Consider the following 13059-nt stretch of genomic DNA (forward strand, 5'->3'; position numbering starts at 1 on the left):
CACATGATGGTGGACGGCGCTGGCTACGACGTCGACGGCGTGATTCAGTCGATCTCGCAAAAAGCGTTCGCACTGCCAACGCTGCACGCCGCGATTTCCACACTCGGCGTCGGGATGGCCGGACACCTTTTTGCCATGCAGCTTGAGGGCCGGTTTACGTCGTTCGACGATATGATCGAGGGTATCGAGCCCGCCGCCGCCGGGATCTACGCAGCGCTGCTGGAGGTGGGGGTCGGCACAATTACCGATGTTACGATTACCATCATCGGATGGTCACGTCGCGACCAGGGGCCGGCCGCGTATACGATGAGAATGAGCGAGCCCGAGAGCGAAGCATATATCCAGCAACGGGATGCGCGCCACCGGGCGGAATTCAACGATGATACCGGCCTGGGCGTGAAGGCCTTTCAACTCCAGCGTACGGATTTTTCGACGATCAATCCGCCGCCATTTCGTCCGCTCAATGAAATCGGCTTCCCTCATTATCAGTTCGACGAAGATATTGGTGAGGTTGCGGATCCCGAGATTGACCTTCTCCATATGCTCGAGGCTCAGCGCCGCCGGAAATTCGCGACGCGGCCTGGCTGCGCTGAAGCGCACAAGATCGGTGGTCTTGCGCTGCTGAGCTCGATCACCGCCAACGGTGTATACCAAAAAGTCGTTCATCGCTGGGAAGAGGATCGGCTCGGAGAAACGATACAACCAGTCGAGATCGCCGACTGGCGGGCTTGGCGCGCCGCGCTCGCGCCGGCTCCGCCGGAAGGCATGTCGCGGCTTCGCCGGCAGATGCTGGAGCGCAAAGACCGAAAGGCAGCACGATGAAGCTCAGCCAGAAACAAGCACGCCTCGTGTGTTGGGGTGTTCCGCTTGGTCTCATTGCCGTCACTGTCGCCGCCGCAGTCGCGCTGTGCCTTCAGCCGTGAGTCAGCCTCGCGAAAGGTCACACCCCGGCCAGGCCCGCCCGCCGGTGCTGCACGTCGTCATGCCCGGTCTATGCCGCTGGCCGTGTTGCCTGTTGGGTTGGTGGCTTCGCTCAGCTGACCACGGTCACGCGCGAGTCGATCGCGACGCGCATCATTCATCGGTGGCCGGAAGACGCTGTTGGTAACAAGATGGGATGATCGCGCTAGTGCGTCGTGGCAGTGCTGGCGTCAGGCAACGCCTAGGGCCTCGCCTTGAGTAACCTCGAGACGGCCAAATTGAGTTCAGCCTCGTCTTTTAGCGCCTGGCTCAGGCGCTCCGAGAGGTCGACAAGAACAACGCGGACGGACTGCGCAAGCTCGAGACAGACTCCGTCTGTCTGCTCGTGCAGTCCTGCGCTAAGAGCATTGTGCAGAAGCGTCAGTGGATTGTGACCATTCATCAGCAATGCTTGCGGAATGCCATCCTTGATCATCGCGACAGATTTTGAGAATTGCGTCTCCGCTTTGGCTTCAGCTAGCCGACTCAACGTCTCTTCGGTCGCTCCAAGTTTCTCGGAGACCTTGACGATCTCTTCTATGATTCGTCCTTTCTGATGCTCTACAACGCGTCGATAGTAGCCGAAGGCTCCTATGCCCAGACCCTGATTCTCGCAACGCCGACCCTTCAGGAAATGTTCTCGTTGATCGCCAAGAAGTTTCAGCAATCGCGTCGGAGTGTTTGGCCCGAAAGCTGGAAGCTCGCCGAATTTATAGGCCGAGCCACCTGGGCCATCATCTACCATCCTGACGTTTAGCGAATAGAGTTTTTGATTCCGTCGGCAATTCGAGCAAAGGTAGGTCACGAAGAGATTTTTGACAGGTTCTCTGGATGTTACGTAGGGACCATCGCCGACCATTCGATACGCGCGCGGCCCGTTGCACATTTCACTTGTGCAGTGAAGTGTCAGCTGGGGGCCATGCAGCCGGTAATGTTGACTATCCGAAACAAGGAGATCTGCGATTAATTTGTTTTGGGACGGCGGCACGCTTTCGAGAAAGTCGGCGAAAGCCATGTGTTCCGGCTTTGCGTCCTTACTTGCCGACTCTTGTGTGTCACCTTCACTCATTGCCACTATTGCCCATTGGGTTGGGAGGCGCTCCTGGTGTTTGAGCCTTCCTCAACTTGTAAGATATATCAAGCGGAATTGGACCGAGCCGCCACAGAAGGCCCGCCGATTAGATGCCCCCCGCGGGGTAACGAAATGTAATGATTTGCTTGAGAATCTGGCGGCCCTGCAGCAAATGAGAGTGCTATGGCAAGACAGCTTCAAACATTCGGCTACGAGGGACTGACGATTCAGGCGTTCATTGAGCGTCTGAAGCGGGCTGGGACCGAGGTTGTCGTCGACGTCCGCGCCAACCCACTCTCTCGTAAGCACGGGTTCTCGAAGAAATCGTTCGCTGTTTATCTGGAGGAAGCTGGGATCCAGTACGTGCATTCGATTGGTGTCGGATGCCCAAAGCCGGTGAGGGATCGCTACAAGGCTGACGGCGATTGGGCGGCCTACACCGCGGGTTTCAAGAAGTACCTGAAGGGCCGCACTGACGACGTTGCCCAAATCGCAGCGATCGCGAAGAGCGCCTCAACGTGCCTGGTGTGCTTCGAGGAAGACCATGAGAGATGTCACCGGAAGTTTGTGGCTGATGCCGCGGCCGCCGTCGGCGGACTTCACGTCGTGCATCTCTCTATTAGAACAGCGACCCCTGCAGCGGCAGTTCGCTCGGCAGCTTAGGCGGATAAATCAGGCTGACGATGAGCCATTGATCGGGGAAGCGATGAATGGTCCCCATCAGGAGCATCAGATCGGCCGCCGGTAATTCAGCCTCAAGCTTTGCGCGGAACGGCTCCTCCCATTTGTTGCCGTGGTGATAGAAGCAGTTCCAGTACAGCGCGCCGGCTTCCCAATCTGCGATCTTGTGGCGGTACTCGCGAGAGACCCCGTCGACTTTGCAGACATATCGATAGTGGAAATCGAACGGTAGCTTCTTGAGCGTCGTCAGCGCCTTTGCGTCGGTAGCATCGAAGAGTCCGCCCTGTCGCTGGCTCTGCAGGAGTTTCGCCCTCTCCGCATCCGACCACTCGGGATTGGCAACAGGAGTGAGCTCGAGCGACCGAATCGTTTGAGGTCGAACCAACCCCAAGGTTGTGCCAGTGGCAACCCGGCTCTGCTCCAGTTGCCCAAAATCAGCAAAGAAATCGAGTTTCTCAATCTCGACCCGTCGCTTCTCCCATTTTTTGGTTGTCGGCAGCGGGTCGCCGAGAAACTTGACGGTGTCAACGAACAGCTTGTGGCTCTCGGGCCGCTTGTCCGCTGGAGCTCGCTCGATGCGCGCGCGAATCCACTGCCACTTTCTGAACTGCTGAGATCCGTGGATAAGCCGAAACGGCACGGGAAAAAGCCGGATCAGCGACCCGTCCGGGCGCATGCCGGCTACGCAAGAGGTTTCGACGTGCTTTCCGCTGGGAGACGGATATGTCTTGCAAAGGATTAGGATGTCGCATTCGAACGAAGCCATTTGAGCGGCCCCGCTCAAAGGCGAGGGTTGATCCAGTCCCACGTGTTCTGCGATAGCCAGCCCTGATGCTGTCCGTTCACCAGCTTTGTGACCATCAACCTGTCGTCGGTATCCATGTGCTGCCGGATGTCTGAATCCAAGGTGTCGGCCGTCGATGCAGATTGGATAAACCAAACCGAGTCTAGGCCCTGGTCTTTTACATGGGGGTAGCGCGACATGTGGTCGATGAGATTTTGTCGAGCTTGGCTGTAGTTCGACTTCTGTTTATTCAAATCCCAAGTCACCAAATAGACGCCCATCGACAACCCTCCTGATTCGCGTGATGCGATCAGGATGCCCATCCACTCGCATAAGGCGAACGCATTGTCGAAGTTATCCTTGTTACGCACAGGCAGCGGTGACCCACCAATTTGAGGACCAGTGCCCGCAAATGACTAAGGGTCCAAAGCCGGCTGACATCCGCTTTCGCGTCGACCCCGGCGACGTTCCGGCCGAGAAGGCCGCTCGCCGGCTGCACCTCAGCCTGGCGGAGTTCAACGAGGTGCTGCCCAAGCTGTACGCCCGTGGCTTCCCGAAACCAGATCCGGACACCGGGATGTTCGACCTAGACGAGATCGACCGCTGGCGGGCGAAGCGGCATGCGCTAGCGGAGGCACCATCGCCGCCCGCAGAGCCGCAGCTCAGCATGGGGGAGCGTTTCGCGATCGCGCACCGGCAACGCGCCGAGGGCCGCCAGAACCGCCGCCGCAAAGACTGACGTGGCGCGCGCGCGAAAGCGCCCCCGAAAGGGGATGGATTTTTAACCAAATCAGTGATGGAAGTATCCGTGGGCCTTAGAACCCGGACCTTGAGAGCGATAAATCACCGCTTGGCGGCGGTGGCGTCGCGCGCGACGAGCCTTGGCGGGCTCCTAGCGCAAATGGCTGCACCTTGGCGGGTGCGCTGACCTGGCTGTGACGTATCACGGCCGGGGTGGCGTAGCAATGCCGCGGGCCGCCAAGCCTGCGGCTGATGTCCAAGGGGAAACCCCAAAGGCTACGCCGCGAGTCCTCAAGGCTCGTTCTAAGACCCCGGCTTTGCCGTCCGTCACGGCAAGCGGCCCTTAGAAGCCCAACCTTGAGAACAACCCCATGAACTACTTCAGCAATCCCACCCCTGAGCTCCTTGAACGCCTTCCTGGATTCGTCCTGACGAGCTTTCCGGGAGAGGTCCAGGACGCCATTGCGACGCTTAGGAAGGCTCGCAATGAGGCCACGGAGCAAATCGAACGGCTCCTCTCTGGCCCTGAGCCCGACGCCGAGCTCGTCGCGCTCGCCGAACGCGTTAAGCAGCTGCAATCAGCTGCAATCGACGCCATGAGGCCGATCAGCGAAGCTGACGACCGCTTCCAGGACATCAAGCCTGAAAAGCCGGAGGTGCTGAGGTGGCGGCCGGTCGATGCCGATCTCGTTAGCCGGGCAGTCTACTCGAACTACTGCTCCGAGGACTCGATCGACGAGCTCCGCGGGCGGAACACGCATGTGTTTGTCGAAAATCCGGACGAAGGGCGGCAACGAAGGGCAGCCGAGCTCATTGCTGCGCTGGACGATTACCGATCCCGGTTCGATGCCGCCATGGAGCAAAGTGGGCTCAAGGCCGCGGACGCAGCCTTACAGGCGCTCTATGACGAGCAGTCCGCATTGTGCGACCGCATGCTCAAACTCAAGCCAGCGACGCTGCATGGCCTCCAAGCTCTGGCCACGGCCTTGGTCTGGGGTCAATGGTCCGGCGAGATCGAAGAGGACCCGGACTCGACACAAGAAAATCGGATGATTACCTCGATCATCCGCGCTCTGTCCAAGGAATCGTTGGCAGCGGCGTGAGAGCTAGCGGACTGATTTTGTGCCAATGAAAGGGGACGCCGCCGGTTCGCCGGCGGGCATTTTGTTAATCGTCAACAAGGGAGACCCGGCTACGCCGGCGCCCCTTCTTCTGGGCATAGTAGGCAACCCCTCTCACGAAGGCGTCGGCGTCGTCCGCCGGTGCCTCAGCGTTGCGACCGGAGAGCCTGCGGTCCACGTCCGGCCAGCGCCATCGAGGGGTGCTGGCCGGGAAACCGGCGCATGGCGGCGGCAGACGTCCTTCCTTCACCCATTGGTCCCAAGTATCCGGCGAAATCTGCAATTCAGCCGCGCCTGTCTCTCGGCTCACGTAGGCAGGTGTTCGATCGCCGCGGAGCAGATTCTCGGCCTTTCGCGTGGTCATGAGGTTACGGAAGCCTGGTCACGGTCCCACCGGTTCGCCGGCGGGCCTATCAAGGCATGCGGACTCCCTCAGCCATCTGAACTTTTGTCGGTGCCGCCGGATGAACATCCGGATGTTCTTGAAGGTTTCACGGTCTTGCAGGTGACCAACGATGAACCTCCGGAGGTCATCATCCCGCTCGATCAAGCTGATTGATTGAATCAGGTAAGCGTCGAGCAAGCGACAAGTCTCGCCGTAAAAAATGCCGTCGCACACAGCTGCACAAGCGACCTCGATCGCATTGAACAGCTCAGCTGCTGCGAATTCCCTTTTGTCCTCGGCAGCACTGATGAAATCTAGCCAGCATTTGCGGATTGCTTCATGCAACGTCACTAACGCAGCCGCCGACCCCGCCCGCTGGCCTAGTGAAAGTTGGCGAAGGGCCAAAAATACGGCCAAACCGGCAAGCGGAAGCCCGACTATCGTGCAAACTGAAGACCAATACTGGACACTCTCCGAAGAGGGCCAGAGATCACTCATTTTCCCGTTTTCGCCGGGGCAGCTTGTCCGGACCCGGTAGCGGGCTGTTCAGCTTGGCTCGGCGCTGCTGGCTGTGGTGCGACCGCGCGCTCCAAATGTCGCGTGGTAAGGTGTTTTTCCACGTGAGCTAAGGTGGCAGAATCGCCAATGACGCGGTCGGTGCTGCTGATAACAACTTTCCTAATAGTCATAGCTGAAATCCCCGGGATTGGCGGCGCTCTCGGACCCAATTTTGGACCCAAACTGCCGCAAACAACTTCGCTGGAACCAGACTCACCGGGATTACGGCGGCAAAAAGACCCAATTAGATCAAGCGAACAAAACTGGTGGATATCAACGTGGATGCCAGCGGGCGTATTTCAAGACCGGTCCCCGCCTGGCAAACAGATTCTGGCATGTTTCCACAGTGTACATTTCAGATTATCGGAACCATTTGTCTGGTTCGTCGGGTCGTGCAAAGAATGAGGGCGACCGCAGAGAAATCCGCGGTCGCCCTCTGGGCGCGCCAGCACTCGAGAGGTTGGAAGGGCCGGAGGTCAGATCTCCGGCCTTTCTGCTCTTGAGGCCCGACCAACATAGTTCCGTTGGGATTCGGCTTCTCCAAAATCCTCTCCGCAATCCACCGATTTCATGATCGGTGGACGGCTTGAACGCATTTTGTTCAGCGTGGTTGACACCCGGGGCCGGGCCTGATCCGGCGATTTCTATGAATCGGTTGTTCGCGGCGTCAGTCGAGGGCGCCGGAGTCGCCGAAACTGTTCACGCTGGCGATCAGCGCGATAACGCCGACGAAGGCGAGGGCGATCGTCAGCAGCGCCCCAGCGATGATCCAAATCGCGATCATCGCCATCCCCCTTGATGTGAACGGAAGGCGAATGGGCGTGTTGCGCCTGTGTTGCGCGGAGCACGGCGTAGGTGGTCGTAACTCGCTGAAATTCTTGGAAGTGGAAGGAAGCGCCGCGCAACACCATTTTGCCAGCAGAACGAAGCTGCAACGGCTCCAAGCTATTGATTTAAGGGCTCAAAAACTGGCGATCCCGGCAGGAATCGAACCTGCAACCCTCAGAGTAGAAATCTGATGCTCTATCCAGTTGAGCTACGGGACCGTCTTGAGCCGCCCTGGTTGGGGGCCGCTGTTCATCTACCATGCCATTATGAAAAATATCGTCTTTCGCCAAGCCTGAACCGAACCGTTTTCGTCGAAGCCGCGACAAAGCGGAACGGTGGGGTGTCAGGGTGCCGGGTTGAGCGGCAGCAGACTGGACGATGGATCACATCGCCGGGAATGCTGATCAGCTTCCGGGACACGGCCGCCGGACGACTGGTCGGATATTGCTGCGCCATCAGGACGGCGCGCGCGGCGGTAGCTTGATCGGTCTCCTCTGGGCGTGCCTTGTCATGGCGAATGCGACGGTTTGCACCTTTGGTTCCATCGCCTTGAGTCCGTCACCTTTCCGCGCATTTCATGCGACAAGCGGCGTTCGTCCGCGATTTCCGGGAGTCCATCCATGATCGGTCTTGTTCGCGCCGTCACACTCTGCGCCACGCTGGCGTTCGGCCTTAGCGTCGCGCAGGCCGCCGACAAAGCCTTCAAGCGGGACGACCTCGCCGATTCCGCGATCAAGCTGGAGGCGCAGATCAAGGGCGAGGCGGGGCCGGTCGCCAAGACCGGCGCGAGCTTGCGCACCGACGCCGATGCTGCCTTCCGGCGCAACGACTATCGCACCGGCCTGTCGGTGCTCGGCCAGATCGCGGCGACCACGCCGGAGGACGCCGGCAACTGGTTGCGGCTGGCAAAGGTCATCTTCCAGATATCGCCGAAGAGCTCGAGCGAGCAGACGTTCCTGCTGGAGCGCGCCTCGACCGCCGCCTACATCGCCTACCAGCGCGCCGGGAATGCGGGCGAGGAGGCCGACGCGCTCGCGGTGCTCGGCAAGTCTCTTTCCGAACGCAAGCTGTGGCGGCCGGCGCTGGATGCTCTGCGGCTGTCGCTCGACATGCGCGAGGTCGCCGACGTCCGCGGCCAATATGAGAAGATGCGCGACGAGCACGGTTTTCGGCTGCTCGACTACACCGTGGACTCGGACTCCGCCAGTCCGCGCGCCTGCTTCCAGTTCTCGGAGGAGTTGGCAAAACGCACCGATTTCGCGCCGTACCTCGCGCTGGCCGGCCAGGACAAGCCGGCCCTGTCGGCCGAGGCCAAGCAGCTCTGCGTCGACGGGCTGAAGCATGGCGAGCGCTACAACATCAATTTGCGCGCCGGCCTGCCGTCCAGCGTGAAGGAAGGCCTTCCGAAATCGGCCGAGTTCAACGTCTATGTGCGCGACCGCAAGCCCTTCGTGCGCTTCACCAGCCGCGCCTATGTGCTGCCGAGGACGGGCCAGCGCGGCATTCCCGTCGTCAGCGTCAACACGCCAGCCGTCAACATCAACGTGTTCCGGATCGGCGACCGCAATTTGATCAACACGGTGGTCGACAGCGATTTCCAGAAGACCCTGTCGAAATACCAGCTCAGCGATCTCGGCGGCGAGCGCGGCGTGAAAGTCTGGACCGGCGAGGTTGCCACCGCGATGACGCTCAACCAGGACGTCACCACGGCATTCCCGGTCGACCAGGCGCTTGGTGAACTCCAGCCCGGCGTCTATGTGATGACGGCCGCGGCCAAGGGGCCGGGCTCGGACGACGACTATCAGCTCGCCACCCAATGGTTCATCGTCTCCGATTTCGGCGTCACGGCCTATTCCGGCAATGACGGCATCCATGTCTTCGTGAATTCGCTGGCCTCGACCGATCCGGTCGGCAAAGCCGAGGTGCGGCTGGTCGCGCGCAACAACGAGATCCTGGCCACCCGCAAGACCGATGAGAGCGGCCATGTGCTGTTCGAGGCGGGGCTTGCGCGTGGCGATGGCGGCCTGTCGCCGGCGATGCTCACCGTGACCGGCGAGAAGGCCGACTATGCCTTCCTCAGCCTCAAGTCCTCCGCCTTCGACCTGTCGGACCGCGGCGTTTCGGGCAGGGCCGTGCCTGCGGGCGCCGACGCTTTCGTCTATGCCGAGCGCGGCGTCTACCGCTCCAGCGAGACCGTCTATCTCACCGCGCTGTTGCGCGACGGGCAGGGCAACGCCGTCACCGGCGGGCCGATGACCCTGGTGATCGAGCGTCCTGATGGCGTCGAATTCCGCCGCGCCGTGCTGTCCGACCAGGGCGCGGGCGGGCGCACCTTGTCGGTGCCGCTCAACTCGGCCGTCCCGACCGGGACCTGGCGGGTGCGCGCCTTCACCGATCCGAAGGGCTCTTCGGTCGGCGAGACCACTTTCATGGTCGAGGACTACGTCCCCGATCGGATCGAATTCGACTTGTCTGCCAAGGACAAGCTGATCAAAGCTAACGCTCCAGTGGAGCTTAAGGCGGACGGTCATTTCCTCTATGGCGCGCCGGCCTCGGGGCTAGCGCTCGAAGGCGACATGCTGGTCGCGCCCGCGTCCGAGCGGCCGGGCTTCGCCGGTTACCAGTTCGGCGTCGCCGACGAGGAGACCACCTCGAACGAGCGCACGCCGCTGGAGAACCTGCCGGAAGCCGACGCCAACGGCGTTGCGACCTTCCCGGTCACGCTCGACAAGCAGCCGGCCTCGACGCGGCCGCAGGAGGCGCAGATCTTCGTCCGCATGGTCGAGGCCGGCGGCCGCGCCGTCGAGCGCAAGATCGTGCTGCCGGTCGCGCCTGCTGCCGCGATGATCGGCATCAAGCCGCTATTCGGCGACAAGAACGTCGCCGAGGGCGACAAGGCCGAGTTCGATGTTGTGTTCGTCTCGCCCGAGGGTGAGAGGCTTCGCCGCGACGGCCTGCGCTACGAGCTCCTGAAGATGGAGTCGCGCTACCAATGGTATCGCCAGAGCAATTACTGGGAGTACGAGCCGGTCAAATCGACCTCGCGCGTCTCTGACGGCGACGTGACCGTCGCTGCGGACAAGCCGTCGCGGATTTCGATGACCCCACAGCCCGGCCGCTACCGGTTGGACGTGAAGTCGAACGACGCCGACGGGCCCGTGACCTCGGTACAGTTCGACGTCGGCTGGTATTCCGACGGCAGCGCCGACACGCCGGACCTCCTGGAGACCTCGATCGACAAGCCGCAATACGCCTCGGGCGACACGATGATCGTGTCGGTCAACGTCCGCAGCGCCGGCAAGCTGACGGTCAACGTGCTCGGCGATCGCCTGCTGACGACGCAGACCATCGACGTCAAGGAAGGCACCGCCCAGGTGAAGCTCCCGGTCGGCAAGGACTGGGGCACCGGCGCCTATGTGGTGGCAACGCTGCGCCGTCCGCTCGATGCGGCCGCGCAACGCATGCCGGGCCGGGCGATCGGACTCAAATGGTTCGGCATCGACAAGCAGACCCGCACGTTGCAAGTGAAGCTGACGCCGCCGGCTCTGATCCGGCCGAATGGGTTGCTGAAGATCCCCGTCAAGCTCGACGGGCTCAATCCGGGCGAGGACGCCAAGATCGTGATCGCCGCGGTCGACGTCGGCATCCTCAACCTCACCAATTACAAGCCGCCGGCGCCGGACGACTATTATCTCGGCCAGCGCCGCCTGAGCGCGGAGATCCGCGATCTCTATGGGCAACTCATCGACGGCATGTCGGGCACGCGCGGGCAGATCAAGTCCGGCGGCGACGCCGGTGCCGCCGAGCTCCAGGGCTCGCCGCCCGCGCAAAAGCCGCTCGCGCTCTATTCGGGCATCGTCACCGTTGCCGCCGACGGCACGGCCGAAGTGAGCTTCGACGTTCCGGAGTTCGCCGGCACCGCGCGCGTGATGGCGGTGGCGTGGACCGCGACCAAGCTCGGTCGCGCCAACACGGACGTGGTGATCCGCGACCCTGTCGTGCTGACCACGACCTTGCCGCGCTTCCTGCTCAACGGCGACCACGGCACGGTCAATCTCGAGATCGACAATGTCGAGGGGCAGGCCGGCGATTACGTCATCAACGTGAAGACCGGCGGGCCGGTGAGAATGACCGGCAATCCCGCGACCACGGTCAAGCTTGCCGCCAAGCAGCGGAATTCGTTCACGCTCGCCATCGACGCGACGGCGGCGGGGCAGGCGACACTCGACGTCGACATCAAGGGGCCGAATGGCCTGGCGCTGGCGCGCCATTATGCGCTCGACGTCAAGGCGGCGACGCAAGTGCTGGCGCGGCGCTCGATCCGGACGCTGGCGAAGGGTGAGAGCCTGACGTTGACCTCGGATATGTTCGCCGATCTCGTGCCGGGCACCGGTAGCGTCTCGGTCTCGGCCAGCCTGTCCACTGCGCTCGATGCGGCGACGATCCTCAAAGCACTTGACCGCTATCCCTATGGCTGCTCGGAGCAGATCACCAGCCGCGCCATGCCGTTGCTCTATGTCAACGAGCTCGCGGCCGGTGCGCACCTGGCCATGGACACCGAGGTCGACCAGCGCATCCGCGACGCCATCGAGCGGCTGCTGGCCCGCCAGGGCTCGAACGGCTCGTTCGGGCTGTGGTCGGCAGGCGGTGACGATTCCTGGCTGGACGCGTATGTGACGGACTTCCTGACTCGCGCCCGCGAAAAGGGCTTTGTGGTACCGGATGTGCTGTTCAAGACCGCGCTCGACCGCATCCGCAACTCGGTCGTCAACGGCAACGAGCCGGAGAAGGACGGCGGCCGCGATCTCGCCTACGGCCTCTATGTGCTGGCGCGCAACGGCGCGGCGCCGATCGGCGACCTCCGCTATCTCGCCGACACCAAGCTGAGCAACCTCGCCACTCCCATCGCGAAATCGCAGCTCGCCGCGGCGCTCGCGCTGGTCGGTGACCGCAACCGCGCGGAGCGGGTCTATGGCGCAGCCCTCGACAGTCTCGCCCCAAAGCCGGTGCTGGAGTTCGGCCGCACCGACTACGGCTCGCAGCTCCGCGATGCCGCAGCGCTGGTGTCGCTTGCCAGTGAAGGCAACGCGCCGAAGGCAACGCTGACGCAGGCGGTGTCGCGGGTCGAGACTGCGCGCGGGCTGACGCCCTACACCTCCACGCAGGAAAATGCGTGGCTGGTGCTGGCGGCGCGCGCGCTCGCCAAGGAGAATCTGTCGATGGAGGTGGACGGCCAGCCGGTCAAGACCGCGCTGTACCGCAGCTACAAGGCCGCCACTCTGGAAGGCAAGCCGCTGAAGATCACCAACACCGGAGACGCGCCGGTGCAGGCGGTGGTCTCGGTGTCGGGGTCGCCGGTGACGCCTGAGCCCGCGGCATCGAACGGCTTCAAGATCGAGCGCAGTTTCTTCACGCTCGACGGCAAGCCCGCCGATATCAGCAAGGTCAAGCAGAACGACCGCTTCGCCGTGGTGCTGAAGATCACCGAGGCCAAGCCCGAATACGGCCACATCATGGTGTCCGACTATCTGCCGGCCGGCCTGGAAATCGACAATCCAAAACTGGTGTCGTCGGGCGACAGCGGCACGCTGGGCTGGATCGAGGATGGCGAAGAGCCCGAAGATACCGAGTTCCGCGACGATCGCTTCACGGCTGCCGTCGATCGGGCCTCGGATTCGAAGGCGGTCTTCACGGTGGCCTACGTCGTGCGTGTGGTCTCACCGGGCAAATACGTGCTGCCGCAGGCCTATGTCGAGGACATGTACAATCCCTCGCGCTACGGCCGCACCGGCACCGGCACGGTCGAGGTGCGGGCGGCGAAGTGAGTGGTGATGGGATGAGCGACAAGGAGCCACATGCTCCGCCGTCATGCCCGGGCTTGTCCCGGGCATCCACGGACTTTGGTGCGAGAGGCAAGAACGTGGATGGG

At 62.0% G+C, this 13059-nt stretch carries 10 protein-coding genes and 1 tRNA gene; 5 read left to right on the forward strand and 6 right to left on the reverse strand.

The features are described 5' to 3' along the window. Positions 1–3: 3 nt before the first annotated feature. Positions 4–822: a hypothetical protein gene (locus IVB32_RS30110; RefSeq protein WP_247412256.1), complete on the forward strand. Its 819-nt coding sequence runs from the start codon at positions 4–6 to the stop codon at positions 820–822. A 340-nt stretch (positions 823–1162) separates the two neighbouring features. Here IVB32_RS30110 and IVB32_RS30115 read toward each other — a convergent pair whose 3' ends face one another. Continuing rightward, on the reverse strand, positions 1163–2029 hold the full coding sequence (locus tag IVB32_RS30115; RefSeq protein WP_247412257.1) for a hypothetical protein: 867 nt from the start codon (positions 2027–2029) through the stop codon (positions 1163–1165). 186 nt (positions 2030–2215) lie between these two features. On the opposite strand from IVB32_RS30115, the gene IVB32_RS30120 reads away from it, so the two are divergent. Continuing rightward, a complete protein-coding gene (locus IVB32_RS30120) occupies positions 2216–2695 on the forward strand; it encodes a DUF488 domain-containing protein (RefSeq protein WP_247412260.1) in 480 nt (159 codons plus the stop codon). Here IVB32_RS30120 and IVB32_RS30125 read toward each other — a convergent pair. Together IVB32_RS30125 and IVB32_RS30130 are read right to left on the reverse strand one after the other, a co-directional pair. Beyond that, a complete protein-coding gene (locus IVB32_RS30125; protein ID WP_247412261.1) occupies positions 2652–3479 on the reverse strand; it encodes a hypothetical protein in 828 nt (275 codons plus the stop codon). The genes IVB32_RS30120 and IVB32_RS30125 overlap by 44 nt on opposite strands. 14 nt (positions 3480–3493) lie before the next feature. Next, entirely contained in the window at positions 3494–3820 is a 327-nt protein-coding gene (locus tag IVB32_RS30130) for a hypothetical protein (protein ID WP_247412263.1), read from the reverse strand. A gap of 89 nt (positions 3821–3909) precedes the next feature. On the opposite strand from IVB32_RS30130, the gene IVB32_RS30135 reads away from it, so the two are divergent. Both IVB32_RS30135 and IVB32_RS30140 read left to right on the forward strand, forming a co-directional pair. Continuing rightward, a complete protein-coding gene (locus IVB32_RS30135) occupies positions 3910–4236 on the forward strand; it encodes a hypothetical protein (protein WP_247412265.1) in 327 nt (108 codons plus the stop codon). 373 nt (positions 4237–4609) lie between these two features. Then, positions 4610–5341: a hypothetical protein gene (locus tag IVB32_RS30140; protein ID WP_247412268.1), complete on the forward strand. Its 732-nt coding sequence runs from the start codon at positions 4610–4612 to the stop codon at positions 5339–5341. Between the two features lie 400 nt (positions 5342–5741). Here the strand turns inward: IVB32_RS30140 and IVB32_RS30145 are convergent, their stop codons facing one another. The 3 genes from IVB32_RS30145 to IVB32_RS30150 all read right to left on the reverse strand — a co-directional run bounded on the left by IVB32_RS30145 (position 5742) and on the right by IVB32_RS30150 (position 7348). Next, positions 5742–6242, reverse strand: a complete 501-nt coding sequence (locus IVB32_RS30145) for a hypothetical protein (RefSeq protein WP_247412271.1) — start codon at positions 6240–6242, stop codon at positions 5742–5744. Positions 6243–6969: 727 nt separating this feature from the next. Then, positions 6970–7092 carry a hypothetical protein gene (locus tag IVB32_RS42840; RefSeq protein WP_256466601.1) on the reverse strand — a complete coding sequence of 41 codons (123 nt, stop codon included), beginning with the start codon at positions 7090–7092 and terminating at the stop codon, positions 6970–6972. Between the two features lie 179 nt (positions 7093–7271). After that, positions 7272–7348: transfer RNA gene (locus IVB32_RS30150), tRNA-Arg, on the reverse strand. A 402-nt stretch (positions 7349–7750) separates the two neighbouring features. Between IVB32_RS30150 and IVB32_RS30155 the strand changes: the two genes are divergently transcribed. Beyond that, entirely contained in the window at positions 7751–12955 is a 5205-nt protein-coding gene (locus IVB32_RS30155; RefSeq protein ID WP_247371109.1) for an alpha-2-macroglobulin, read from the forward strand. Positions 12956–13059: the final 104 nt, after the last annotated feature.

Origin of the sequence: Bradyrhizobium sp. 23, from assembly GCF_023073295.1 — a bacterium.
GTDB lineage: Bacteria > Pseudomonadota > Alphaproteobacteria > Rhizobiales > Xanthobacteraceae > Bradyrhizobium > Bradyrhizobium canariense_D.